General features: G+C 67.0%; 22 protein-coding genes. 15 read left to right on the top strand and 7 right to left on the bottom strand.

Annotated elements, in window-relative coordinates:
* The first annotated feature begins 3 nt into the window (after positions 1-3).
* A complete protein-coding gene (gene pgm / locus BLT71_RS02645) occupies positions 4-1665 on the top strand; it encodes a phosphoglucomutase (alpha-D-glucose-1,6-bisphosphate-dependent) (RefSeq protein ID WP_197676728.1) in 1662 nt (553 codons plus the stop codon).
* Between the two features lie 233 nt (positions 1666-1898).
* Here pgm and BLT71_RS02640 read toward each other — a convergent pair whose 3' ends face one another.
* The gene (locus BLT71_RS02640; RefSeq protein WP_012631002.1) at positions 1899-2504 is read right to left on the bottom strand and encodes a malonic semialdehyde reductase; all 606 of its coding nucleotides are present in this window, start codon (positions 2502-2504) and stop codon (positions 1899-1901) included.
* Between the two features lie 238 nt (positions 2505-2742).
* Between BLT71_RS02640 and BLT71_RS02635 the strand changes: the two genes are divergently transcribed.
* On the top strand, positions 2743-4095 hold the full coding sequence (locus tag BLT71_RS02635) for a uracil-xanthine permease family protein (RefSeq protein ID WP_091717325.1): 1353 nt from the start codon (positions 2743-2745) through the stop codon (positions 4093-4095).
* Between the two features lie 76 nt (positions 4096-4171).
* Complete coding sequence (locus BLT71_RS02630; RefSeq protein WP_231994424.1) at positions 4172-4648, top strand: hypothetical protein; 477 nt, start codon at positions 4172-4174, stop codon at positions 4646-4648.
* Between the two features lie 12 nt (positions 4649-4660).
* On the opposite strand, the gene BLT71_RS02625 is transcribed toward BLT71_RS02630, so the two are convergent.
* The 3 genes from BLT71_RS02625 to BLT71_RS02615 form a co-directional block, all read right to left on the bottom strand.
* Positions 4661-5566 carry an SGNH/GDSL hydrolase family protein gene (locus BLT71_RS02625; protein ID WP_091717323.1) on the bottom strand — a complete coding sequence of 302 codons (906 nt, stop codon included), beginning with the start codon at positions 5564-5566 and terminating at the stop codon, positions 4661-4663.
* Positions 5563-6450, bottom strand: a complete 888-nt coding sequence (locus BLT71_RS02620; protein ID WP_091717321.1) for a GAF domain-containing protein — start codon at positions 6448-6450, stop codon at positions 5563-5565. Before BLT71_RS02620 ends, BLT71_RS02625 begins: the two co-directional genes overlap by 4 nt.
* A 186-nt stretch (positions 6451-6636) precedes the next feature.
* Positions 6637-9150 carry a beta-glucosidase family protein gene (locus BLT71_RS02615; RefSeq protein ID WP_091717319.1) on the bottom strand — a complete coding sequence of 838 codons (2514 nt, stop codon included), beginning with the start codon at positions 9148-9150 and terminating at the stop codon, positions 6637-6639.
* 90 nt (positions 9151-9240) lie between these two features.
* Here BLT71_RS02615 and BLT71_RS02610 point away from each other — a divergent pair, with 90 nt between their 5' ends.
* On the top strand, positions 9241-9828 hold the full coding sequence (locus BLT71_RS02610) for a TetR/AcrR family transcriptional regulator (protein ID WP_091717318.1): 588 nt from the start codon (positions 9241-9243) through the stop codon (positions 9826-9828).
* 70 nt (positions 9829-9898) lie between these two features.
* Here BLT71_RS02610 and BLT71_RS02605 read toward each other — a convergent pair whose 3' ends face one another.
* Positions 9899-11119, bottom strand: a complete 1221-nt coding sequence (locus BLT71_RS02605; RefSeq protein WP_091717316.1) for an ROK family transcriptional regulator — start codon at positions 11117-11119, stop codon at positions 9899-9901.
* Positions 11120-11312: 193 nt separating this feature from the next.
* On the opposite strand from BLT71_RS02605, the gene BLT71_RS02600 reads away from it, so the two are divergent.
* The 11 genes from BLT71_RS02600 (at position 11313) to BLT71_RS02550 (ending at position 22613) form a co-directional block, all read left to right on the top strand.
* Entirely contained in the window at positions 11313-12416 is a 1104-nt protein-coding gene (locus BLT71_RS02600) for a Gfo/Idh/MocA family protein (protein WP_091717314.1), read from the top strand.
* Positions 12413-13240, top strand: a complete 828-nt coding sequence (locus BLT71_RS02595; RefSeq protein ID WP_091717312.1) for a hypothetical protein — start codon at positions 12413-12415, stop codon at positions 13238-13240. Before BLT71_RS02600 ends, BLT71_RS02595 begins: the two co-directional genes overlap by 4 nt.
* Before the next feature lie 109 nt (positions 13241-13349).
* Positions 13350-14675: an ABC transporter substrate-binding protein gene (locus BLT71_RS02590; protein WP_091717310.1), complete on the top strand. Its 1326-nt coding sequence runs from the start codon at positions 13350-13352 to the stop codon at positions 14673-14675.
* A 12-nt stretch (positions 14676-14687) separates the two neighbouring features.
* Positions 14688-15650 (top strand): carbohydrate ABC transporter permease, encoded by a 963-nt coding sequence (locus tag BLT71_RS02585; protein WP_091717308.1) that lies wholly within the window; start codon positions 14688-14690, stop codon positions 15648-15650.
* Positions 15650-16540, top strand: a complete 891-nt coding sequence (locus BLT71_RS02580) for a carbohydrate ABC transporter permease (RefSeq protein WP_091717306.1) — start codon at positions 15650-15652, stop codon at positions 16538-16540. The genes BLT71_RS02585 and BLT71_RS02580 overlap by 1 nt, the downstream gene beginning before the upstream one ends.
* A 40-nt stretch (positions 16541-16580) precedes the next feature.
* Positions 16581-17333: a sugar phosphate isomerase/epimerase family protein gene (locus BLT71_RS02575; protein WP_091717304.1), complete on the top strand. Its 753-nt coding sequence runs from the start codon at positions 16581-16583 to the stop codon at positions 17331-17333.
* Positions 17330-18451 carry a Gfo/Idh/MocA family protein gene (locus tag BLT71_RS02570; protein ID WP_091717302.1) on the top strand — a complete coding sequence of 374 codons (1122 nt, stop codon included), beginning with the start codon at positions 17330-17332 and terminating at the stop codon, positions 18449-18451. The genes BLT71_RS02575 and BLT71_RS02570 overlap by 4 nt, the downstream gene beginning before the upstream one ends.
* 31 nt (positions 18452-18482) lie before the next feature.
* On the top strand, positions 18483-19694 hold the full coding sequence (locus BLT71_RS02565; protein ID WP_091717300.1) for a Gfo/Idh/MocA family protein: 1212 nt from the start codon (positions 18483-18485) through the stop codon (positions 19692-19694).
* Between the two features lie 2 nt (positions 19695-19696).
* Positions 19697-20698 (top strand): sugar phosphate isomerase/epimerase family protein, encoded by a 1002-nt coding sequence (locus tag BLT71_RS02560; protein WP_091717299.1) that lies wholly within the window; start codon positions 19697-19699, stop codon positions 20696-20698.
* A 3-nt stretch (positions 20699-20701) separates the two neighbouring features.
* Entirely contained in the window at positions 20702-21595 is an 894-nt protein-coding gene (locus BLT71_RS02555) for a TolB family protein (RefSeq protein ID WP_231994423.1), read from the top strand.
* 4 nt (positions 21596-21599) lie between these two features.
* On the top strand, positions 21600-22613 hold the full coding sequence (locus tag BLT71_RS02550) for a Gfo/Idh/MocA family protein (protein WP_091717297.1): 1014 nt from the start codon (positions 21600-21602) through the stop codon (positions 22611-22613).
* A gap of 77 nt (positions 22614-22690) precedes the next feature.
* On the opposite strand, the gene BLT71_RS02545 is transcribed toward BLT71_RS02550, so the two are convergent.
* Entirely contained in the window at positions 22691-23047 is a 357-nt protein-coding gene (locus tag BLT71_RS02545) for a hypothetical protein (RefSeq protein WP_091717295.1), read from the bottom strand.
* A gap of 43 nt (positions 23048-23090) precedes the next feature.
* Entirely contained in the window at positions 23091-24005 is a 915-nt protein-coding gene (locus BLT71_RS02540; RefSeq protein ID WP_091717293.1) for an SDR family oxidoreductase, read from the bottom strand.
* Between the last annotated feature and the right edge of the window lie 132 nt (positions 24006-24137).

Here is a 24137-nt window from a genome sequence, read left to right as displayed (position 1 = left end):
CCCATGGCTAGCCGCGCGGGTACAGTTGCCCAACCCCAGGACCTTGTTGACATCACAGCGCTCCTCGATGCGTACTACGACATCTCGCCGGACCTGGGTGACCCAGGCCAGCGCGTGGTGTTCGGCACGTCGGGTCACCGCGGATCGAGCCTGAAGGCCTCGTTCAATGAAAAGCACATCGTGGCCATCACCCAGGCCATCGTCGAATACCGGGCGGCGCAGGGCGTCACCGGCCCCCTGTTCCTTGCCAAGGACACCCACGCCCTGAGCGAGCCGGCACAGAACTCGGCCCTCGAGGTCCTTGCCGCCAACGGCGTCCAGGTGCTGGTCGACGCCCGGCACGGCTACACGCCCACCCCGGCACTGAGCCACGCAATCCTCACCTACAACCGGAACGCCGGTGCCGGCGCCCCGCAGGCGGACGGCATCGTGGTCACCCCCAGCCACAACCCGCCGCAGGACGGCGGGTTCAAGTACAACCCGCCGCACGGCGGCCCGGCAGACTCCGACGCCACGGGCTGGATCGCCAACCGCGCCAACGAACTGCTCGAAAACGGCCTGCGCGGCGTCAAGCGCATCCCGCTGGCCGACGCCCAGGCAGCGGACACCACGGGCAAGTTCGATTTCCTCTCCAGCTACGTGGACGACCTTCCGTCCGTCCTGAACCTGGACGCCATCCGCGACGCCGGAGTCCGGATCGGTGCCGACCCCATGGGCGGCGCCTCCGTGGACTACTGGGGCGAGATCGCCGAGCGCCACCACCTGAACCTCACCGTGGTGAACCCCACCGTGGACCCGCAGTGGGCCTTCATGACCCTGGACTGGGATGAGAAGATCCGCATGGACTGCTCATCGCCGTCGGCCATGGCCTCGCTGATCCAGCGGATGACCGTTGGCGCGGACGGGTCCACCGCCTACGACATCGCCACGGGCAACGACGCGGACGCGGACCGGCACGGCATCGTTACGCCGGACGGTGGCCTGATGAACCCGAACCACTACCTCGCCGTGGCCATCGACTACCTGTACCGCAACCGCAGCGGCTGGAACCCGGCATCGGTGGTGGGCAAGACCCTGGTGTCCTCCTCCATCATTGACCGCGTGGCGGAAAGCCTGGGCCGCAAGCTGGTGGAGGTTCCCGTGGGCTTCAAGTGGTTCGTCCCCGGGCTGCTCTCCGGCGACGGGGCGTTCGGCGGCGAGGAATCGGCCGGCGCGTCCTTCAACAAGCTGGACGGCAGCGTCTGGACCACGGACAAGGACGGCATACTGCTGGCCCTGCTCGCATCCGAGATCACCGCCGTCACCGGCAAGTCCCCGTCGCAGCTGTACAAGGGCCTCACGGACCAGTTCGGCGCACCTGTCTACGCCCGGATCGACGCCGCCGCCACGCGGGAGCAGAAGTCGGCACTCGGCAAGCTCTCGCCGTCGGACGTCACCGCTACGGAACTGGCAGGCGAGGCGATCACCGCCAAGCTCACCGAAGCCCCCGGCAACGGCGCTTCCATTGGCGGCCTGAAGGTGGTCACGGAAAACGCCTGGTTCGCCGCCCGCCCGTCCGGCACCGAGGACGTCTACAAGATCTACGCCGAGTCCTTCAAGGGCGAGGAGCACCTGAAGCAGGTCCAGGCCGAAGCCAAGGCCCTGGTGGACAGCGTCATCGCCTGACCCGCGTCCGCCCGCCTGTGCTGGCCCCAAGCCAAACGCGCGCTCACTAGCGGCGGTTAAAAGGCGAACGCCCGCTCACTAACGGTGGTTAAAACGCTAACGCCCGCTCACCTGAAGTGAGCGGGCGTTAGCTTCTTAAGCCCGCGGATGCGAGCGCGCGTTCGTGGGAAAGGCACCACATGTGAGCGCGCGTTCGCGGAAAAGGCACCACAAGTGAGCGCGCGTGAGCGTGGTTAGACGGTGCGGACGGCCTCGTCGTAGGAGAACTTGGGCTTGGCGGCGCCCCAGGCTTCCTCACCGGGCTGGCCGATGTTGACCACCAGGAAGCTCTTCTGGTCGCCGGCCGGGAAGAAGGCGGCGTCGATGGCGGCGAAGTCGGCGCCGGTCATGGGGCCTGCGGCGAAGCCGAGCGAGCGGACGGCAAGGATGAAGTAGCCGGCCTGAAGGTGGGCGTTGTTGTTGCCGGTACTGGCGGCCAGGGCGGGATCGGCGTCGTACATGGCCTTGGGGGCGTTGTAGCCGGGGAGGAAGCTGTCCCACTTGCCGGCCCAGTCAGTCTCGTAGCTGAGGATGGCCACCAGCGGAGCGGAGGCCGTCTTGGCCTGGTTGCCGCGGGAGAGGGTGTCCACCAGGGTGGCGCGGGCCTCGTCCGAGCGGACGTAGGTGACGCGCAGCGGCTGGGAGTTGAACGCGGTAGGCCCGAACTTAGTCAGCTCGTAGATGGCCTGGGCCTGCTCCTCGGTGACCTCACCGGTGAAGGAGTTGGCGGTGCGGGCCTGGGCGAAGATGGCGTCAACGGCTGCCGAATCGATAACCGCTTCTTCATGGGCAATGGTCATTCGCGTACCTTTCGCTGCGGCTCCCCCCGCCTGCCGGGGTGGGCCTCTGGTTGCTTTCCATAGTTGCAACTTCAACTGCTTGCCGCCTCTTCCCGTGACGGCAGGTGACGTTGGACACAGCGGATCCCCGGCTCTTCACGGCATGCTGCGGACGGCAGCCTCCCTGCAGGGCTGGCGGTATTCTTGAGCGAGTTGATCTTCGCCCCCTCGCGGCACCCCCTGAAAGGCATTCCTTCCCATGAGCATGCTCGGAATCAAATGGAAGCTGCACGGCACCGGAAAATCCATCAAGCCCGGCCAGGTGGTGGCCCCGGATGAGCGTTTGGCGTGGCCGCTGACCATCGGCGTGGGCATGCAGCACGTGGTGGCCATGTTCGGCGCCACGTTCCTGGTGCCCATCATCACCGGCATGCCGCCGGCCACCACGCTGTTCTTCTCCGGCATCGGCACGCTCCTGTTCCTGGTGGTCACCAAGGGCCGCGTGCCCAGCTACCTCGGCTCAAGCTTCGCGTTCATCGCACCCATCACCGCGTCCCAGGCGCAGTTCGGCATTCCGGGTGCCCTCGGCGGCGTGGTGCTGGCCGGTGCCACCCTGGCCCTGGTGGGCGCCGTGGTGCAAAAGTTCGGCGCCGGGTGGATCAACCGGCTCATGCCGCCCATCGTCACCGGCGCCATCGTGGCGCTGATCGGCCTGAACCTGGCGCCCGCCGCGAAGCAGAACTTCGACGCCGCCCCCATCACCGCCGTCATCACGCTGGCCACGATCATCCTGGTCAGCGTGCTGTTCCGCGGGATCCTGGGCCGGCTGAGCATCCTGGTGGGCGTGGTGGTGGGCTACCTGGTGGCCATGCTCCGCGGCGAGGTCAGTTACGAAAAGATGGACGCCGCCGCATGGGTGGGCCTCCCCCACTTCCAGACACCGGAGTTCCACATCGGCGTCCTGGGCCTGTTCGTCCCGGTGGTGCTGGTGCTGGTTGCAGAGAACATCGGCCACGTGAAGTCCGTGGCCGCCATGACGGGCCAGAACCTCGACGGCGTCTCCGGGCGCGCGCTGATGGCCGACGGCGCCGCGACGGTCCTGGCGGGCTTCGGCGGCGGATCCGGCACCACCACGTACGCCGAGAACATCGGCGTCATGGCTGCCACCAAGGTCTATTCGACGGCGGCCTACTGGGTGGCGGGCATGTTCGCCATCCTGCTCAGCTTCTCCCCGAAGTTCGGCGAACTCATCGCCACGGTCCCGCAGGGAGTACTGGGCGGTGCTGCCACCATGCTGTACGGCATGATCGGCATCCTGGGCGTGAAGATCTGGGTGCAGAACAAGGTGAACTTCTCCAACCCCGTCAACCTGACCACGGCCGCCGTCGCCCTGATCATCGGCATCGCCGACTACACCTGGACCATCGGAGACCTGAAGTTCACCGGCATCGCCCTGGGCTCCGCCGCGGCATTGGTGATCTACCACGGCATGCGTGGCATCGCGAAGGCCCGCGGAACCGTAGCCGAGCCCGAGACCGAGCAGGGCGGGCTGCCGCCGGCGGTCAGGTCTGCGTTGAACGCGGCGACCAAGCGCAGCCCCAAGAAGCGCTGAGCCGCTTGCTCAGATAGCCGTTCCCGGCACCCCATGTAGGGTGAAAGGACGTCAAGCACTACGTCTGGGGAATCAAATGCTTGAGAGTTTCATGCGCCTGCCGAAATCGACGCCGCCGGCAAACCACCGCCACGTCCAGCAGGGGGATCTGCCGTCCGGCCAGATCTACACCCTGGATCCGGTACCCAAGTCCCGCTTGGCAGGATGCATCCTCGCGGTCCTGCTCAGTGCCTGGATGCTGGCAGTGCCCATTGCCCTGATTGACCGCCTCAAGGATGCTCCCGGGCCAGGAACCGCCGTCCTGACCGGAGGCATTATCGCCTTTGCCTTGGTCACCGCGGGCCTCGGCGGTTTCCGCTTCTTCAACGCCAGGGACGTCCGAAAGCGGCTGTCCGGCGCCCTTATCGCGGCCCTGGCTGCAGCCGTCACCGCGGCAGCCGTCTCAGCGTTCTTGCCAAGATACGGGCTACTGCTCGCGGTTCCGGCCGCAGTGGCGGGAGTCCCGGCACTCATCTTGTTGATCCGGGACGCACGCCGGCCCTCTGCCCGCTAGAGCTGCCGCAGGCTAGGCGGCCTGCCCTTGCGGCGCCGGGCCGCCCGACATGCCGGGGTTCAGGCCCGCCACGGGGTGGCCGGGCGGGAACGGTCCCGGCCGGCCCAACCCGAAGATGGGCCCGGGCAGCGGACGCTTGGCGGTCAGCGATTCGTCCTCAGGATGCAGGATCCGCCTCAGGACCCAGGGGACGAAGTACTGCCGCGCCCACACCAGGTCCTCTGCCCGCGCGTGCTTCCAGCCCTGGTCCGGAAGGGGTTTGGGCTGGAAGGGCTGCAGGGTGTGCGGAACGCCCAGGGCGTTGAGCGTGGCCACGGCAACCGCGTGGTGGCCCAGCGGGGAAAGGTGCAGCCGGTCCGGATCCCACATGGCAGCATGCTGGAGTTCGGGCAGGCACCAGAGGTCCACCATGACGCAGTGGTGCCTGGCACCGATGGTGTGGATGTTCTCGTTGTAGACAGCCACCTTGCCGCGGATGGTACTGAAGACGGGCGTGTTGCCCCAGTCCGGCCCGGCGTAGAGGAGGACGGTGGCGCCGGTGGCGGACAGCACCCCGACGGCGGCATCCAGCTTTTCGGCCAGTTTGTCCGGGTTGCCGCGCTTGAAGAGGATGTCGTTCCCGCCGCCGGACATGGCAATCAGGTCAGGTTTCAGGGCAAGCGCGGGTGCCAGCTGACGGTCCAGTATCTGCCGCAGCAGCAGTCCCCGGACGGCCAGGTTGGCGTAGGCGAAGTCCGGCTGCCCGTCGCTGAGTTCCTCCGCCGCCCGGTCCGCCCAGCCGCGCAAACCGCCCAGGCTGCGTGGTTCTGGATCGCCAATGCCCTCGGTGTAGGAGTCTCCCAGGGCGACGAAACGGTGCCAGGGATGCAGCACCTGGCCCTCGCCGGTCCTGTTCAATCCACGATCGTCGGTGATCATGCCGTTCTCCTTCCCGCGGTTGGACGCGGGCGCTGCTTCCTTGCAGCCCCCGCCCTTGGGGCGCCTTGTGAGGCGTGCCCCAGCTCGGCCGCCGGCGCAGGCTGGAAGCCCGTGACGCCGTCGTACATCTCCGGCGCAGGTGCCGCCGGTGCCGGGCCGGGACGTCCCATCCCGGCGTTGGGCGCGACGACGTTGAGCGCCGCGTCCCGGAGGTCCAGTTCGTGGTGGACCGCCTGGGTCTGCAGGAACCTCAGCGCGCCCTCGCGGCTCAGCCCGTATTCGTTCATGAGGCTGCGGACGGCCAGGTCCACCAGCACCAGCGAGCTTTGCACGACGGCGATGCCCGCCGTGGCTTCGGCACGTTCTCCGACGCGTACTACCACGCGCAGCGCCCGGGCCACCTGGTGGACGTACGTGCGGCAGCGGACAAGGTCGTCACTGGTGAAGGTGTGCGCGGCGGCCGCGTAAAGGTTGATGGCGGCACTCGCCCCGCCTTCGGAGGCGATGGGCGCGGACAGCAGGGACTGCACGCCGTGCGCCGCGGCGGCACTGGAGTAGCCTGGCCAGCGCCAGTCCCGGCTGAGGTCGGAGAGGAGGACGAACTCGCCGGTCCGCATGGCTTCCATGACGGGGCCGTCCGCGAACGAACACTGCTCGCGGTCCGCCTCGCGCGCCTGCTCGGTGCTCGCCGCGAGGGTGTGGGATTTTCCCAGCCGGAAGAGGGTGGCCGCCCAGCCGATGCCGCGCTGTTCACCCTTGACGTCACGCATGAACTCATGGGTGACTTCCCAGAGATAGTTCTCGACGTCCTTGCTGTCGAAAACGGGCTCCGGGGGCGATGGAAGCGGTCCCCAGCCAACCTGCCCCGAGGGTTCAGCGGCCATGTTCCACGCCTAGGGTTGAAAAAGCTGCGGCCCACTGCAAAACCTCCTCTAAGAATACGACCCGAAGGCGCCGGATTGGGAGGTCCGGACCGCAGGTTTAGGGGAAGCCGCAGCCACCCCTATCCTTACCTGGTCCGAGGCGGGGTTGCGCGTCCAGGCAGCTCAACTGCACTGACGGGGCGTTTTCTAGCGCACGTCGATGTCCAGCGCCTGGAACTCGTCCGCCGAATGCCGGCCCACCAGGATCCGGAACGTTCCCGGCTCAACCTGCCAGCCGCCGTCGTAATGGGCGAAGGCGCGCGCAGGAATCCTGACCTCAACGCTGTCCGTGCCGCCGGCGGCAAGATGCGTTCCTGCGTAGCCGGCGAGCCAGCGGACGGGCCGTTCCACCACTGATTCCGGGCGCTCGAGGTAGACCTGCACCACCTCGCGGCCGGCCCGCGTGCCGGTGTTGCGGACGGGGACGTGCACCACCACGTCCTTGCCGGCAGGAACCGCCTGGGAGGCGTGCGGCGTGCAGAGCTCGAACGTGGTGTAGCCCAGCCCGTAGCCGAACGGCAGCGCCGGGCCAGCCCCGCCGGCTGCCTGCTGCTTCAGCCAGGCCCGGTAGCCCACATGGATGCCCTCGGAATAGACCACCTTGCCGTCCACGGGGACGGTGTCCAGCACCGGGACGTCCGCCAGGGCTGCCGGCCAGGTGGTGGGCAGCCGGCCGCCCGGTTCCTCGGCACCGAGCAGGATGTCCGCGATGGCACGGCCGAATTCCTGTCCCCCGAACCAGCCCAGCAGCACCGCATCCACGCGGTCCAGCCACGGCATGAGCACCGGCGAGCCGGAGTTCACCACCACCACGGTGCGCGGATTCGCAGCGGCCACGGCTTCGACCAGCTGGTTCTGGTGGCCGGGAAGGTCGAGGTCTTTGCGGTCGAAGCCTTCGGACTCGATGGCTGCGCTGGTGCCCACCACCACTACTGCAACGTCCGCCGCCCTGGCTGCCTCTACCGCGGCGTCGATCTCAGCCTGCGGGTCCGCCACTACGGTTTCCTCGCCCAGGAGGATGGCGGTGAACGGGATGGCCTGCTCCGCGGGCAGTTCGAAGAGCGCCTCGATCCGGACCCGCTGACCTGCCCCGGTTTCGATGGCGTGGACGGTCTTGGGCGGATCGAAGAGCGCGGCGCCGAGGACGTCGGTATCGTCCTCGATGGTCCCGTTGAACACCTCGTCGCCGCGGAGTGAGAGGCTGATCCTGCCCACGGTACCCACGCCAAGGTGGTGCGTGCCCGCGGACGGTGCCGTCCAGTCAGTTTCCATCCGGATGGCGGCAGAGCCCTCGGGGATGCCGATCCCGAACCAGATCAGGTGGGATGCCAGCCGGTCCTCGCCGGAGAGATCCGTGCCGTCAGCTGCCAGGAACGTGACGCGCAGGCCGGGGACGTTGGACACCGGGTTGTGGAGCGAGGTCCGCGGGAAGGCCTGCAGGCCCTCGGCCACCTTGGCGCCGCGGTGGTAGGAGACGGTGACGCCGGCGGGCAGGGCCTCGCGCAGGCCGTCCAGCGGCGAGATGTTCTGCTTGGGCATGACGGTGGCGCTGCCGCCGCCTTGGGTCCGTGCTTCCTCTGCGTTGTGGCCGCTCACGGCCACGCTGCCCAGGGCAGCCGGGTCCAGGGGCAGCAGGCCGCCCCGGTTGCGGACCAGGACGGCGCCGCGGACAGCCACTTCGCGGGCGACGGCGGCGGCGTTGAGGGGTGCCGGCAGTTCCGTGACGGCGGGGCTGACGCCGTCGAGCGAACCTACGCGGGCGGCCAGCCGAAGGATGCGGACCACCTTGTCCAGGATGGCGGTGCGGCTGACGCGGCCATCTTCGACGGCGGCCAGCAGCTTGGGTCCCCAGTGACCCACAGGGCCCGGCATTTCCAGGTCCTGGTGGGCGTTGGCGGCGTCAACGGAGCGGACCCCGGTCCAGTCGGACACCACTACGCCGTCGAAGCCCCACTCGGTGGACAGCGGCGTTTCGAGGAGGGCGTTTTCGCTGGCGGTGGTGCCGTTGATGGAGTTGTAGGAGCTCATCACCAGCCAGGCCCGGGCCTCGGTCACGGCGTCCTCGAAGGCTGCCAGGTAAAGCTCCCGCAGGGGCCGCTCGTCCACCACGGAGTCGGCGGTGAAGCGGTCGGTTTCGGCTTCGTTCGCGAGGTAGTGCTTGGGGGTGGCCCCGACTCCCATGGACTGCACGCCGGCCACGTATCCGGCGGCGATGGTGGCCGTCAGCCGGGGGTCCTCGCTCATGCATTCGAAGTGCCTGCCGCCCAGCGGGGAGCGGTGCAGGTTGATGGTGGGGCCCAGGACGGCGTGGACGCCTTTGCGCCGGGCTTCCTGGCCCAGGACCTGGCCGTAGCGGCGGGCCAGGCTGACGCTCCAGGTGGCGGACAGGGCGGACGACGACGGCAGGGAAACCGAGTCGTGCCGCTCATCGAAGTCCTCGCCGCGGACGCCGGCGGGGCCGTCCGACATCACCACGCGGGACAGCCCGATGGCGGGAAGGGCGTGCGTGGACCAGACGTCCGCGCCGGTGAGCAGCTGAACCTGCTGTTCCAGGGTGAGGCTTTCCGCAAGGTCCCTGATCCGGGCTTCGGCGTCCGGGGAGCCGGCGGCTGGAACGGCGTCGGCTGGAACGGTGGCGGCGGCGGGCAGGGTGGGGTACACAGGGGCTCCTTCAGGTAGTGGAAAGATCGTAGCCGTAAAAACCGAGTATGACTAGGCTTTCGCTGGGCGGGGTGAAATACACTGGCTTCCGTGACTCCGAACAAGCCGCGCGGACCGTACGCCAAGGGAGCGGAACGCCGCGAACAGATCATCCAGACTGCAACCGACGTCTTCGCCACCGACGGCTTTGAGGGCACCGCCCTCAAGCGGGTGGCCGAGCTGGTGGGCGTCAAAGAGGCCACCCTGTTCCACTACTTCAGCGGAAAGCAGGAACTCCTGACCGCAGTCCTGGCCGAGCGGGACAGGCGCGGGCTTGCGGACACCCCGGCGAAGGAGGCCGGGCTGGCACTGATGGCCCCGATTGCCGCCAGGAACCGGACACAGCCGGGGCTCACCACGCTCTACGCGGTGGCCTCCGCCACGGCCAGCAACCCCGGGCATGATTCCCACGGCTACTTCCAGGAGCGGTTCGCGTCCGTGGTCCGCTCCCTGGAGGACGACATCCGGGAACGGCAGGCGGCCGGCGGGGTCAGGTCCGATGTTTCCGCCACGGACCTGGCCAGGCTGGTGGTGGCGGTATCCGACGGGCTGCAGCTGCAATGGCTCTATGACAAGGACGTGGACATGGCAGCCGGGCTCGCTACCTTCATCGACGTCCTTCTCAAGCCGCCCGCCTGATCTTTTCCGGCGAGCCGGCCGGCACCCAGTGACCCAGCCAGCCGACCCACCCGGCGGCCCAACCTCCGGCCTAACCGGCGATGGCGCTGCCTGCGAGGGTGGCCTCAATGACAGCCGGGGAAAGCACGTGCTGGGTGACCATCTGGCTGGCCCCCAGGATCGCCGCCTCTCCGCCTGCCATGGAAATGCCGATGCGCAGGTGCGTCGTGGCCAGCGGCAGCGACCGCCGGTACACCACTTCGCGGATACCGGCCACCAGGTGCTCGCCGGCCTCCCCCACGCTCCCACCGATCACGATCATGGAAGGATTCAGCAGGTTGACCACTGTGGCCAGCACGTCCCCGACGTCCCGGCCGGCCTGGCGCAGCGCCTGGATGGCCTGCAGGTTCCCTTCGGCCACCAGCCGCAGGACGTCGCCGCCGGTTTTGGCTTCCAGCCCGTGGGACCGGAGCTGGTGCGCGACGGCGGGACCTGACGCGAGCGCCTCCAGGCACCCGTAGTTGCCGCAGCGGCACAGCACGTCGTCGCCGCGGGGGACGCGGACGTGCCCAAGGTCACCGGCGGTGCCGTTGGCGCCGCGCTGCAGCTCGCCGCTGCTGATGATGCCGGCCCCGATTCCCGTGGCCACCTTGATGAAAAGGAAGTTCTCGTGCTCGGGCCAGTGCGCGGTGCGTTCGCCGAGCGCCATGATGTTCACGTCGTTGTCCACCAGGACGGGAACCGGCAGCTGCCGCTGGACGTAGGGGACGACGTCGAACCCGTCCCAGCCGGGCATGATGGGCGGCTTAACGGGCCGTCCGGTGTCATGTTCAACGGGGCCCGGCAGTCCGATGCCGACGCCCGCGAGGTCGCCCGGCTCACGGCCCGATTCGGCCAGGAGTTCCTTGCCGGCGGCGATCACGCGGCCCAGGACAACAGCCGGCCCGTCCGCCACTTCCTGCGCAAACCGGCGTTCGCCGAGGATGCTGCCGCCCAGATCGGTGACGGCAACAATCACATGGGTAGCGCCGACGTCGACCGCCAGCACCACGCGGGCCTCGGGCTTAAAGGCAAAGCGCGACGGCGGCCTGCCGCCGCTCGAATTCGCCTCGCCGGCCGGGCCCACAAGCCCGGAGCCGATGAGGGCGTCAATGCGTGACGCCACGGTGGACCTGGCAAGCCCGGTGGTGAGAGCCAGCTCGGCACGGGTCCGCGCCTGGCCGTCACGAAGAAGCTGGAAAAGGTCACCAGCGCGCGAAAGGTTGCCGGCGTCGGCATCCCTTGCAGGCAATTTTCCTGAGGCTGGAGTCATGTACAAGTCATAACACGCAGACTTGGCACTGTCACCAATGCAGAAGATTGATTCGACGCAAACAACTTTTGCTTGACTCTCGTCAAAAGTCGTCCTAGGTTGTGACGAGGAGCACATCGCCCTTGCCGATACAGCAGATTGACGGCATCGATCAACCTCCGAACCCGAGTCCGCCTACAAAGAGGTAACCGACTTGCCAAGCCAGACAACGCCCGCCGAAACGCCCCTGGGGGTCGGCATCCTGGGCGCCGGTCCTGTCACACAGGCCATCCACCTTCCCGCCCTCGCCCGGCTCCGCGACATCCTCGAAGTACGCCACATCATGGATGTGGATGAGTCCGTGGCCGCATCCGTCGCCGCCCGCGTCGGTGCCACGTCCAGCAACAACATGGACGCCCTGCTCGGCGACGGCACCGTGGATATTGTTGCCATCTGCAGCCCGCACCAGTTCCACGCCGACCAGGTCATCGCCGCCTGCCGGGCCGGCAAGAAAGCCGTCCTGTGCGAAAAGCCGTTCGCCATGAACGCTGAAGAGGCCGCGCGCATCTCCGAGGTCAGTGCCGAAACGGGTGTTCCCATCGTGGTGGGTGCCATGCACACCTTCGATCCCGGCTGGCTCGCAGCAGAAGGTCACTGGGAAGACCTGCCGGAGACGGCTCACACCATCCGTTCCTCCATCGTGCTTCCGCCCAACGCCCGCTTCGAAGACTTCGCCACGGAGATTGTGTCGCGCCCCGCCGCCGGCACACCGGACTACTCAGACATCGATGTCATCAAATCCATGATGCAGGGGGGGATCATGGGGCTCGCCATCCACGACCTCCCCCTGGTCCGCCGGTTCACCCCGGACTTCGACGACATCCAGGTGCTGCAGGCCCGGCACGTCCAGCCTTTCGGCTACGCCATCTCTCTCCGCACCCCCACGCGCACCATCGAACTCCGCGCCGCCATGAACAGCACCTGGCAGCCGGAGTGGAGCTTCGAGGCCATTGCCGACCACAGTGCGCTGCGGATCGATTTCACTCCTTCCTACGTCCAGGCCGGTTCCGCCACCGCCACCTTCAGCCGGGGCACCGAAACCACCACCCTCGGTCCCTACAGCCACAACGGCTACGAGGGCGAGTGGCGCGAGCTGGCAGAGCTGGCGCGCGGAACCAAACAGCCGCCGTCCGCGCAGACCCTGATTGATGACCTCACCTTCGCCCTGGCCATCGCGGACGCCACCGTGGACAGGGTCGCCGCCGAGTATGCCCGCCTGCCCGGCGGGATCGCCGCAACCGCAGGAGCGTTAGCATGAGCGCCACCTATTCCGTCACGGCAACCCCCGGCGCCGAGGAAGCCGGCGCCGTCGCCCTGGCCGTGGCGTCGCTGCCGGCAACCTTCGGCCCGGCGGCAGGCGCTGCCGCCACCCCTGACGTCGCCGCCATCGCCGGCGGACGGGGCTGGACCGCCGAGGCCATGCACGCCATCGAAGCCGGAAGCCGCGGCGTCCTGGTGGTCAACCCCGTCCCCGAGGACACCGCCCAACTGTCCGCTGCCGCCGAAGCCGCGGGCACCGCCGTCGTCCTGGACCTGCGCTGGGCCTCCAACCCGGCGCTGGTGTCGCAGGATGGAGGCCCGGATGCCCGGGAGGCATTCCGGAGCGCCCTGGGCACGGCGGCCATGCTGGACAGCGTCGCCACGGCGGCACCCGGCACGGACCCGCAGCGGCTCCTCGGCGAGCACCTCGCCGTGCTGCTGGAGGTAACCGGAACGCTCGACGCCGTGTCCCTCCTGCAGCGCGGGACCACCGGTTACACGTTCGGCGGAAGGCTCGCCAACGGTGCCCCGATGTCCGCCCACGGCGTGCTGACCGCGGCCCGTCCCGCCGGCGTCGATATCCGGCTGTACACGGCCGACGGCGGCGTCAGCGTCCGGCTGCCCGAGCCCGCCGCCGCCTGGCCCGCCGAAGTCCGGGTCACCGGGCCGCACGGCGGACTTTTGCTGCCCACCCTGTATGAATCAGCCCACCGGACGGCGTGGCGCCGCCTCAAGGATCACCTCACAGCCGGCACCCGGCCGGACGACCTCACCCGGTTTGCCCGGCTGACCGAGCTTTACGCAACTTTCGCTGACACGTAACCAGCCCCTCCGATACGCAACCAACCAGCAGTCCAGTCCCACCTCCACTCTCAACGATGAGCAGGACCGCACCACAACGCATCGCGCGGCGGTCCCGAAAGGACACACCATGAACGCAAACACCCACCAGAGCCGTTCCTTCTCCCGCCGCGGTTTCCTGGGCCTGACAGCCGCGGCTGCATCCGTTCCCCTGCTTGCGGCCTGCGGCGGAGGATCGGCAAGCCAGGGCGGCGGAGGCGGCGCCGGGGGAACCATCAAGTTTTGGGATATGCCGTGGGCCACCCCCGCGTACAACGACGCCGCGAAGGTCGTTGCGGAGGGCTTCTCCGGTGCGAACGGCAGCAAGGCGTCTTACCAGATCATCCAGTGGGCCAACTTCTACCAGACCTTCTCCTCCGCCATTGCCTCCAAGACCGGCCCGGCAGTGTCCACCGGCGGCGGCTTCCAGGCGTTCCAGTTCGAGCAGCAGGGCCAGATTGCGTACGCAGACAAGGTCATCGACAAGCTCAAGTCCAACGGCCAGTTCGACGATTTCCTTCCGGGCGTGCTGGACCCGTTCAAGTCAGACAAGGGCTACGTGGCGGTGCCGTGGCAGCTGGACATGCGCGTCTTCTGGTACCGCAAGTCCCTGTTCGAAAAGGCCAACGTTGCCCTGCCCACTGACTGGCCGTCCCTCCTGGAGGCCGGCAAGGCGCTGAAAAAGGTCGGCGCGTTCGGCTTCACCACAGGTGCCGGCACCGGCAACAACTACGCCAACCACTCCATGATCATGATGATGGTCAACAACGGCGGCGGCGTGTTCAACAAGGACGGCGAGCTGGACCTGCTCAACGACCGCAACGTCGAGGCCATGGAATTCGTTCTGGAACTGGTCTCCAACGGCATCGTGGACCCCGCAGCGGTCAGCTACACCACGGACAACATGTCCGCCCAGTGGAAGGACGGCAAGGCCGGCTACGGCCTCTTCCAGGTCAACGTCCCGCAGCGGGTGGGCGATACCTCCGGCGACCTGCTCGTGGCGGATCCCATCACCGGCCCGCACGGCGACAAGGCCACCATCGTCTTCCCGAACAACATCATGATGTACACCAACACCCCGTCGCAGGACGCGTCCGAAGAATTCCTGGTCTACTACCTGGGCCAGCTCAAGCAGCTCTGGCAGAAGAAGCTCATGTCCGCCCTCCCCGTCTTCAAGTCGATCACCGAGATCCCCGAGTTCGCCGACGACCCCAACAACGTCAAGATCGTCAAGGAATGGCAGCCGATCGCGAAGACCTTCGCCTCGCAGGGCAACACCCTGAACGCCAACCTCGCAGCGCTCGACGGCGGGCAGGCACTGAACCAGTTCAGCCAGACCATCATCACCGGCAAGTCCGACGCCAAGTCCGCGCTGCAGGCCTTCCAGTCCGGCCTCGAATCCGTCCTGAAGAAGTAGGACAGGGCCCCCATGTCCAGTACCACAGCACAGTCCGGCCTGGCCCGGGCCCGCCGGGGAGTCGCCCCCGGCGGGTCCGGGACGCTTCCCGGGAAGCGCAAGAGCAAGCTCTCGGCGCAGGCAACCAGGACGTTCTTCTGGCTCCTGCTCCCGTCCGTCGTCCTGCTCGTCCTCATCCACGGCTACCCGCTGGTTTACGCGGCCGTCCAGGCCACCCATGACGGGAACCTGCTGCAGACCGGAAACTTCATCGGCGGGGAAAACTTCGCCACCGTCCTGACCTCGCCGGCGTTCTGGAAAGCAGCCCAGTTCACCCTCTGGTTCACCATCGTGGGTGTCTTTGGCTCCTGGCTGGTGGGACTGGGCCTGGCGCTGCTCCTGCGCACCAAGATTCCCGCCGGCAACACGTTCAAGGTCCTCCTGCTCCTGCCCTGGGTGGTGCCCATCGTGGTCTCCTCCACGGCCTGGAACTGGCTGGTGGCCACCCCGGACAGCCTTATCCCCTCCATGTTCCGCAACCTCGGACTGGGGACCCCGCTGTTCCTGGCGGATCCCACCCTGGCCTCCATCACGGTGATGGCGTTCAAGGTCTGGGTGTCCTTCCCCTTCATGATGATGATGACCTCCGCGGCGCTGGCCTCGGTGGATGAAACCGTCTACGAGGCCGCCAGCATGGACGGTGCCAGCCGCTGGCAGCAGTTCACCCACATCACCCTGCCGCTGATCGCCCGGTCCACGTACATCAGCTGGATCCTGATGACCATCTTCTGCGTCAACGACTTCCCCACCATTTACCTGCTCACCGGCGGCGGACCCGTCAGCGCCACCACCTCCCTGGTGGTCCTGGCCTACCGCACCGTCTTCCAGGACTTCGCCACCGGCCCCGGCGTGGCCATCGCCTTCCTCATGACCATGACCCTGGTGGTCATCTCCGTCATCCTGTACCGCCAGATCCGAAAGTCGAGCGTCGAATAATGAGTGCAGTCCTCCACGCCCACCCGGAATCCGGCCCCGCACTCGGAATCGACGAGAGCAAACCACGCCGGGTCCTGTCCGAAGCCGGCATGCGCGGCCGCTGGTGGCGGTTCGTCCTGATCCTTGCCATCACCGCCGTTGTGCTGGTTCCCATCCTGGTCACCGTGATCCTGGCCTTCACCCCCGGACCGAACAGCACCGCCACCGGCCTGACCTTCGAGAACCTCAGCAACGTTTTCTCCAAGACCCTCGCCGCCACCTGGCTCAAGAACAGCCTCATCACCACACTGGCAACCGTGCTGGTGTCCGTGGCGGTCGCCGCTCCGGCCGGCTATGTCCTGTCCCGCGGCCGGTCCAAGGCAGTCTCCGGCTACTCGCTGCTCCTGTTCGTCATGCAGTCCCTGCCCATCATCACCTCCGTGGTGCCGCTGTTCATCCTGTTCGCAGGGATGGGCCTGGTGGACAACCTCATGGGCCTGACCATCATCTACGTGGGCTCCACCATGACCGTTGCCACCTGGATGATGGCCGCCTACTTCGACTCCATCCCCATCAGCCTGGAAGAGGCGTCCTGGATCGACGGCTGCTCAGTCTTCGGCTCCTTCACCAAGGTGGTGCTGCGCAACTCCCTCCCGGGAATCCTGTCCACCGCCATCTTTGCCTTCCTCCTTGCCTGGAACGACTACCTGGTAGCCATCGTGTTCCTGCGTTCCAACGAAATCTTCACCCTTCCCATGGGCGTGCAGTCCTTCTTCCAGCAGAACGCCACGGACTGGACCTCCGTGATGGCCCTCGCCGTGGTGATGATGCTCCCGCCCGTCATCGTCTTCGCCACCCTGAACAAGTACTTCAGCGTCGGCGGCATCGGCGGATCCCTCGCCGGCCGCTAACCTGCCCAACATCGTCGCCAACCATCCTGATAGGAAACCCATGTCTTATTCACTCCAGCTCTACACCCTGCGCAACGCCATCGCGGAGGACCTGCCCGGCACCATCAAGAAGGTCGCGGAGATCGGCTTCACCCAGGTTGAGCCCTACAACTTCGTCGCTACGGCCAAGGAACTCGGTGCCGCGCTGAAGGAGAACGGCCTCACCGCACCCTCCGGCCATGCGCCGCTGCTGTCCCAGGACCAGGACGAGATCTTCACCGCGGCGAAGGAACTGGGCATCAGCACCGTCATCGATCCCTTCCTGCCCGCCGAGCACTGGCAGGACGCCGAAACCATCCAGGCCACTGCAGCCAAGCTCAACGCCGCAGCGAAGAAGGGCGCCGAGTACGGCATCACCGTGGGGTACCACAACCACGCCTGGGAACTGCAGTCCAGCATTGAGGGACGCACCGCGCTGGAGTACTTCGAGTCCCTGCTGGACCCTGAGCTGGTCCTGGAGGTCGACACCTACTGGGTGGCCGTGGGCGGCCAGGACCCCGTGGATATCCTCACCAAGCTCGGTGACCGGGTGAAGTTCATCCACATCAAGGACGGCAACCTGACCACGGATACCAAGGCCCAGCAGCCCGCCGGACAGGGCAAGGTCCCCGTCCTGGACGTGATCGCCGCCGCAAAGTCCCTCGACGTTGGCGTGGTGGAATTCGATGACTACTCCGGCGACATCTTCGACGGCATCACCCAGAGCCTGGCCTTCCTCAACAACAACACCGCCACCGAAGGAGCCAAAGCATGAGTTTCACACCATCCACCCGCAAGGGACCGGTTGGCGTTGCAGTGATCGGCGCGGGCAACATCTCCAAGCAGTACCTGGACAACCTCACCGTCTTCCCGGACCTGAAGGTCCTGGTGATCGCCGACCTCTTCGAAGACGCCGCCGAGGCCCGCGCCAAGGAATACGGCATCCCTGAATGGGGCGGCCCGGAAAAGGCGCTGAACCACCCCGATGTCGAAATCATCGTCAACCTCACCATCCCCGCCGCCCACGTGGAGGTGGCCACCGCAGCGGTGAACGCCGGCAAGCACGTCTGGACCGAGAAGCCCTTCTCCCTGGACCGCGAATCCGGGCTTGGCCTGCTCAAGGCTGCCGACGCCGCAGGTATCCGGCTCGGCACTGCACCGGACACGTTCCTGGGCGCCGGGATCCAGACTGCGCTGCGGCTCATCCAGCGCGGCGACATCGGCACGCCGCTGACCGCCATGACCACCTTCCAGACCCCCGGCCCGGAATCCTGGCACCCCAATCCCGCGTTCCTTTTCCAGCATGGCGCCGGCCCCCTGTTCGACATGGGACCGTACTACCTCACCACCCTGGTCCAGGCCTTCGGCTCAATCCGCAAGGTGGCCGCCGTCGGGTCCAAGGCCAAGGAGGTCCGCGTCATCGGTTCCGGGCCCAAGGCCGGCGAGGAATTCACCGTGGAGGTCCCCACCCACGTCTCAGCGATGGCCCAGTTCGAATCCGGCGCCTCCTCGCACAGCGTCTTCTCCTTCGAATCCCCCCGCGCCCGGATGGGGTTCGTGGAAATCACCGGCACGGAAGCCACCATCTCCCTGCCGGACCCCAACTATTTCACCGGCGACATCAGGCTCTGGCGCGCCGGTGACGAAGACTGGACCACCATCCCGGCCACCGGCCCTGCAAACGGCCGCGGCATGGGTGCCCTGGACATGGCCCGCGCCATCCGCGCAGGCGTGCCGCATCGGGCCACCGGCGACCTCGCCTACCACGTGCTGGACAGCATGGTCTCGATCTCCGAATCCATCGACTCCGGAACCTTCGTGAACGTCGAAAGCTCAGCTCCGGTTTCCACAGCCCTCCCCGAGGACTGGGCCCCGGAAACCGCAACTCTCTAGCTCAGCCAGCAGGAAGCAGCAGGAACACGCCATGACCACTCCCGCACACCCAACCGCAACCCCGGCTCCCCCATCCCTCGGGGTGGCCGCCATCGGTTACGCCTTCATGGGCAAAGCCCATTCAAATGCGTGGCGGAACGTGGCAAGTTTCTTCGACGTCCCGGCCTTCGAGCAGAAAGTGCTCGTGGGCCGGGACGCCACCGCCGTGGCCGAGGCCGCCACCAGGTACGGCTGGGCCGAGTCTGCCACCGACTGGCGTGAAGTCATCGACCGGGACGACATCCATATCATCGACATCTGCGCCCCCGGCTGGATGCACGCCGAGATCGCCATCGCAGCACTGGAAGCCGGCAAGCACGTGCTGGTTGAGAAGCCGCTCGCCAACACCCTTGCCGAAGCCGAGCTCATGACCGCCGCCGCCGCGAAGGCACGCGCCAGGGGCGTTCAGTCCATGATCGGTTTCAACTACCGCCGCGTCCCCGCCCTTGCCCTGGCCCGGGAGCTCATCGCCGAAGGCCGGCTCGGCACCGTCCGGCACGTCCGCGCCGCCTACCTCCAGGACTGGCTGGCCGACGACCAATCGCCCATGACCTGGCGGCTCCGCAAGGAGACTGCCGGCTCCGGCGCGCTGGGCGACATCGCCTCCCACGCCATCGACCAGGTCCTCTACCTCCTGGGCGACCAGGTCACGGAGGTCACCGGCCGGCTCCATACGTTCGTTCCGCAGCGTCCCGGCGGCAATTCCGCCGGGGAAGGCCTGGAGGACGTCACCGTCGACGACGCCGCCTGGGCCACGCTGTCCCTCGCCTCAGGGGCCATCGCCTCAGTGGAGGTCTCCCGGGTGGCGACGGGCCAGAAGAACAGCCTCAAGCTCGAGATCTACGGCGACAAGGGCACCATTCTGTTCGACCTGGAAAACCTCAACGAACTCGGGTTCCTGGACGCCACCGCCCCGGTGCGCGAGCAGGGATTCCGCCGCATCCTGGTCAACGAACCCGAGCACCCCTACCTCGAAGCGTGGTGGCCGCAGGGCCATATCATCGGCTGGGAACATACCTTTACCCACCAGGTCCGGGACTTCCTCACCGCCATCCGGGATCAAACCCCGCCCTCGCCGTCGTTCGAGGAAGGACTGAACGTGCAGTACATCCTCAACGCCGTGGAGGAATCCGCCGCCGCGAAGAGCGCCCTGATTCAACTGCCGGGCACCTCCCCGGAGACCAGCCCCACCGAAGGAGCCTGACCATGCCCCGCCCGTTTACCCTGTTCACCGGCCAGTGGGCCGATCTTCCCCTCGAGGAAGTTGCCAAACTTGCCTCAGGCTGGGGCTACGACGGCCTCGAAATCGCCGTCTCCGGAGACCACCTGGACGCCTGGCGCGTGGACGAACCAGGCTACGTCGAGTCCAAGCTCGAACTCCTCGACAAGTACAACCTCAAAGTCTGGGCCATCTCCAACCACCTCAAGGGCCAGGCCGTCTGCGATAACCCCATCGACTTCCGCCACGAAGCCATCGTCGGCTCGCGCGTCTGGGGCGACGGGGAGCCCGAAGGCGTCCGCCAACGCGCCGCCGAGGAACTCAAGCACACCGCCCGGCTCGCCCGCGCACTCGGCGTGGACACCGTCGTCGGATTCACCGGCTCGTCCATCTGGCAATACGTCGCCATGTTCCCGCCCGTCCCGGAAAAAATCATCGACGCCGGCTACCAGGACTTCGCCGACCGCTGGAACCCCATCATGGACGTCTTCGACGACAACGGCGTCCGCTTCGCCCACGAAGTCCACCCCTCCGAGATCGCCTACGACTACTGGACCACCGTCCGCACCCTCGAAGCGATCGGCCACCGCGAAGCCTTCGGCCTGAACTGGGACCCGTCACACATGATGTGGCAGGGCATCGACCCCGTGTCCTTCATCTGGGACTTCAAGGACCGGATCTACCACGTGGACTGCAAAGACACCAAGATCCGCCAGACCGGCCGCAACACCGTCCTCGGCTCCCACCTCGCCTGGGGCGACCCCCGCCGCGGCTGGGACTTCGTCTCCGCCGGCCGGGGCGACGTCCCCTGGGAAGCGTCCTTCCGGGCCCTGGCCGCCATCGGCTACACCGGCCCCATCTCAGTGGAATGGGAAGACGCCGGCATGGACCGCCTCCACGGCGCCCCCGAAGCCCTCGCAGCCCTCAAGAAATACGACTTCCCCGCATCCCAAACCAGCTTCGACGCCGCCTTCAGCAGCAAGGACTAGCCTGTGGCCGACGCGATCCGCAGTCTCCGGCCCGGCCAGCGCTGTGAGGTGTGGGTCGCGTCGGTTTCCGGGCAGGCCAGCCTGCTTTTCAGCTCCGACACGCTCCTGCTGGAAGCGGCCAACTGGACCCTGGACGGCACAGCCCTTGTCCTGAACGGTAACGGGAAGTTGTGGAGGCTGGCCACTGAAGAACGGGCGCTCGGGGAAATACCGCTCACCGGAATTCCGGACCTCAACAACGATCACGTCCTGGCACCTGATGGCAGTGACATCTTCCTCTCAGCCAACGACGGCCACATCTACCGGGCTGCGTTGGACGGCGGCGCAGCCACCAGGATCACCAAAGACGACGGCACTTTCCATTTCCTCCACGGCGTCAGCCCTGACGGCAAGGAACTCGCCTACGTTGGCATCGAGGCGGGCGACTTCAAGCGGCCGGGTCACCTGATGACCATGGCGTCCGACGGCGGTGCTGCCGCCCGCGTCGATGTTGGTTCCGGCCATTGCGACGGTCCCGAGTACTCGCCTGACGGGACGTGGCTGTACGTGAATACGGAGTCCTTCAGCACAGTTCCGGGCCATGCCCAGCTTGCCCGCGTGCGGGCCGACGGCAGCGGATTCGAGCAACTCCTGCACAGCACCACTGTCGACTGGTTCCCGCACGTTTCCCCGGACGGCCGCTTCGCCACGTACATCCGGTTCCCCGCCGGAACCGAAGGCCACCCCGCTGACCTGCCGGTCGACGTCGTCCTTGTTTCCACGGATGACTGGACCACTCCCCTGTTCACATGGCCGCTGCTGGGCGGCCAAGGTACGCTCAACGTCAACAGTTGGTCGCCGGACTCCGACCACTTTGCCTTTGTGGCCTATCCGCTTTCTGACTCACCAAAGGACTGACTTCGTGACCTTGAACAACGGCACTTCCGACGGCACCATCCGCTGGGGCATCCTGGGCACCGGTTTCATCGCCGGACTGCAGGTCCCGGACCTGAAGGAGAACGGCTTCACCGTCCAGGCCGTGGGCTCCCGCACGGAGGAGTCCAGCAAGGCGTTCGCCGACCAGCACGGCATTCCCACCGCATACGGAAGCTACGAAGACCTGGTGGCCGATCCGGACGTGGACGTTGTCTACATCGCCACTCCGCACCCGTTCCACCATGCCAATGCCCTGCTGGCGCTCAACGCCGGCAAGCACGTGCTGGTGGAGAAGGCCTTCACCATCAACGCCCGCGAGGCGCAGGAGATTGTGGACCTCGCAGCGGCCAAGGGCCTGGTGGCACTGGAGGCCATGTGGACGAGGTTCCTTCCCCATATGGCCCGGATCCGCCAGATCATCGGCCAGGGAGCCATCGGCGAAGTACGCAAGGTGCTGGCGAGCCACAACCAGGACCTGCCCAAGGATCCTGCGCACCGGCTGAACGATCCCGCGCTCGGTGGCGGAGCGCTGCTGGACCTGGGGATCTACCCTATTTCCTTCGCGTTCGACATCCTGGGCGCGCCGCAGCGGATCCTGGCCAGCGCGTCGAAGACCGTCACCGGGGTGGACCGCCAGACCTCGGCGATCTTCGAGTACGCAGGCGGTGCGCAGGCGATCATTGACTGCGAGCTCGACGCCGCGAGCGCCAACCGGGCCCTGGTGATCGGGACCGAAGGCTGGATCGACATCGAGTCCACCTGGTACAACCCTGTTCCGTTTACGGTGTTCGACGCCGCAGGAAACGTGGTGGAACGGTTTGAGCAGCCGGTCAAGAGCCGCGGGATGCAATACCAGGCTGCTGAGCTGGAGCGGCTGGCGGGCACCGGCGCCACCGCCGGGAGCCTTCTTCCGCCCACCCAGACCGTGTCCATCATGGCAGCCATGGATGAAATCCGCCGCCAGATCGGGTTGGAGTACGACGCCGACACCCGGCTCTGACAGGGGGGACGGCAAAGGCCCCTGCCGCAGCTCCCTCAGGAACCAGCGGCAGAGGCCTTTGTGCTGAAGTGGTGCTGCTAGCCGGCGTTGAACTCTTCGCCGTCGTCGTCCTTCGGCGACTTCTCCTGCGGAAGGTCGTTGCCGCTGCCGTCCGGGACGCCCGCTGCTTCCTGGCCCGGTTCCGAGGAAGTGGGAGCGGACCCCTTGGAGTCGTCGTTGTTCTCGTCGATTTCGGCGGCGCTGGAGGGCAGGTCGACGTCGCGCGCCACCTGTTCCTCTCCGCTGGACTGCGGTTCGTTGGTGGCCGCGCCCTGGCCGCCCTGCGAACCCTGGCCCGCCTGCTGGTCCTGCCCGCCCATTTCCTGCTCAGCCGTGGGAGTGCCGTAGCCGCCCGGGTCGGTCTCGGGTGCAGCGTGCTGGTTGTCCTGGGTCATGGTTCCTCCTGTTTGCGTTGCGGTTGATTCGGTGTGAAGTGGGCTAAAGGCCCTTGCCCCCGGTCACAGGCAGTACTGCCCCGGAAATGTAGGAGCCGTCCTCGGAGGCGAGCAGCACGTAGGCGGCTGCCAGTTCGGCGGGTTGGCCGGCGCGCTCCAAGGGTGTGTCCTGACCGAAGGACGGCAGCTTGTCCGGCCATTCGGTGGCCGGAATCAGCGGCGTCCAGATGGGGCCGGGCGCAACGGCGTTGACCCGGATCCCCTTGGGCCCCAGTTCCTGGGCCAGTGCCTTGGTGAAGGCCACCTGGGCTGCCTTGGTCATGGCGTAGTCGATCAGGCCAGGCGACGGGTTGAAAGCCTGGATCGAAGCGGTGGTGATGATGGAGGCGCCCGCCTTCAGGTGCGGAACGGCCGCCCGCGCCGTCCAGAGCAGCGAGTACAGGTTGGTCTTGAACACCCTGTCGAACTCTTCGGTGGGCAGCGACTCGAGGCTGTCCCGGTTCTTTTGGTAGGCCGCGTTCAGCACCACCACATCAAGGCGGCCAAATTCGCTGGCGGCCTCGTCCGCGATCCGGGTGCTGAACTCCTCTTCGCGCCCGTCGCCGGGGAACAGCAGGGCGCGGCGCCCCGCCTTGCGGATCCATTCCGCGGTGTCCTGGGCGTCCTCCTCCTCTTCCGGAAGGTAGGAAATGGCGACGTCGGCCCCCTCACGGGCGAAGGCGATGGCCGCGGCCTTGCCGATGCCGGAGTCGCCGCCGGTGATCAGGGCTGCCTTGCCTTCAAGCTTTCCGTTGCCCTCATAGGACGCTTCGCCATGGTCCGGCTTGGGGTCCATGGGCGCCGTCAGGCCGGGCTGCTTCTGCTCCTGTTCAGGGAACGGCCCCGAATGGTAACCGCCCCGCGGGTCCTTGGGCTGGTCTGTCTGCTTGCCTGTGTCCTGCTTGTCTGTACCGCTCATAGTCCGCCTACTCAGTTGTCGGTTTCCGAAGAGCTTCGCCGGTATACCGGCTCTTCGAAGCTATCCCCCACGAAGGAACGAAGTCCACCGTTCAGAACCAATAATCAGTAAACTTATCAAATACTGGTGTTG

This window comes from Pseudarthrobacter equi, assembly GCF_900105535.1.
Lineage (GTDB): Bacteria > Actinomycetota > Actinomycetes > Actinomycetales > Micrococcaceae > Arthrobacter > Arthrobacter equi.
Note: the sequence above shows the minus strand (reverse complement) of the source record. Positions and strands in the feature narration are given on the sequence as shown.

Coding starts and splice junctions, on each gene's coding strand:
- BLT71_RS02565 (WP_091717300.1), top strand. CDS start 18,483: ATGACCACTCCCGCACACCCAACCGCAACCCCGGCTCCCCCATCCCTC.
- BLT71_RS02635 (WP_091717325.1), top strand. CDS start 2,743: ATGAGCATGCTCGGAATCAAATGGAAGCTGCACGGCACCGGAAAATCC.
- pgm (WP_197676728.1), top strand. CDS start 4: ATGGCTAGCCGCGCGGGTACAGTTGCCCAACCCCAGGACCTTGTTGAC.
- BLT71_RS02625 (WP_091717323.1), bottom strand. CDS start 5,566: ATGATCACCGACGATCGTGGATTGAACAGGACCGGCGAGGGCCAGGTG.
- BLT71_RS02590 (WP_091717310.1), top strand. CDS start 13,350: ATGAACGCAAACACCCACCAGAGCCGTTCCTTCTCCCGCCGCGGTTTC.
- BLT71_RS02540 (WP_091717293.1), bottom strand. CDS start 24,005: ATGAGCGGTACAGACAAGCAGGACACAGGCAAGCAGACAGACCAGCCC.
- BLT71_RS02580 (WP_091717306.1), top strand. CDS start 15,650: ATGAGTGCAGTCCTCCACGCCCACCCGGAATCCGGCCCCGCACTCGGA.
- BLT71_RS02605 (WP_091717316.1), bottom strand. CDS start 11,119: ATGACTCCAGCCTCAGGAAAATTGCCTGCAAGGGATGCCGACGCCGGC.
- BLT71_RS02630 (WP_231994424.1), top strand. CDS start 4,172: ATGCTTGAGAGTTTCATGCGCCTGCCGAAATCGACGCCGCCGGCAAAC.
- BLT71_RS02570 (WP_091717302.1), top strand. CDS start 17,330: ATGAGTTTCACACCATCCACCCGCAAGGGACCGGTTGGCGTTGCAGTG.
- BLT71_RS02640 (WP_012631002.1), bottom strand. CDS start 2,504: ATGACCATTGCCCATGAAGAAGCGGTTATCGATTCGGCAGCCGTTGAC.
- BLT71_RS02545 (WP_091717295.1), bottom strand. CDS start 23,047: ATGACCCAGGACAACCAGCACGCTGCACCCGAGACCGACCCGGGCGGC.
- BLT71_RS02620 (WP_091717321.1), bottom strand. CDS start 6,450: ATGGCCGCTGAACCCTCGGGGCAGGTTGGCTGGGGACCGCTTCCATCG.
- BLT71_RS02585 (WP_091717308.1), top strand. CDS start 14,688: ATGTCCAGTACCACAGCACAGTCCGGCCTGGCCCGGGCCCGCCGGGGA.
- BLT71_RS02595 (WP_091717312.1), top strand. CDS start 12,413: ATGAGCGCCACCTATTCCGTCACGGCAACCCCCGGCGCCGAGGAAGCC.
- BLT71_RS02560 (WP_091717299.1), top strand. CDS start 19,697: ATGCCCCGCCCGTTTACCCTGTTCACCGGCCAGTGGGCCGATCTTCCC.
- BLT71_RS02575 (WP_091717304.1), top strand. CDS start 16,581: ATGTCTTATTCACTCCAGCTCTACACCCTGCGCAACGCCATCGCGGAG.